The sequence below is a fragment of the Salinimicrobium oceani genome (assembly GCF_012037645.1).
On the sequence record NZ_JAAVJR010000417.1, the window covers coordinates 1 to 509 of the forward strand.

A 509-nucleotide genomic window follows, 5' to 3' on the forward strand; every position below is an offset into this window, starting at 1 on the left:
TCAGGATCTTCGGGCTTTTCATCAACCCATATATAGTAGTCTCTATACTTAGAATTTTTGTCTTCCCGCGATTTCTGGAACCAGGGATGTTCAATGGAAGTATGGTTAACCGCAAGATCTATAATGATCCTTATCCCAACTTCTTCTGCAGCGTCTATTAATTGCGCCAGGTGGCCCAGGTCTCCCAGCCTTGGATCGATCTTATAATAATCTTTTACATCATAACCGTTGTCGCGATTTGGGGTGTCGAAAATTGGAAGAAGCCAGAGACAGGTGACTCCCAGGCTGGAAAGATAGGGCAAAGCATTTTTTAAGCCCTTAAAATCCCCTGTGCCATCCCCATTGGAATCTTTAAAGGTTTCTACATCGAGGGAGTAGATCACCGCATTTTTGTACCAGTATTTGTTCATGTTGGCCGGTTATTGTTGCTCAAAGTTGGAAAGCACTTCTTTTCCGAAGAAATCTATATAACTTTCCTGCTGCTTGTTCACGTTATGAATGATGATCTT

1 protein-coding gene is annotated in these 509 nt (G+C 42.2%); it reads right to left on the reverse strand.

What is annotated here, in order from left to right; all coding sequences use genetic code 11:
- The coding region (locus HC175_RS17490; RefSeq protein ID WP_262887247.1) for an alpha-amylase family glycosyl hydrolase at positions 1 to 410 on the reverse strand (410 nt) is incomplete at its 3' end.
- Positions 411 to 509: the final 99 nt, after the last annotated feature.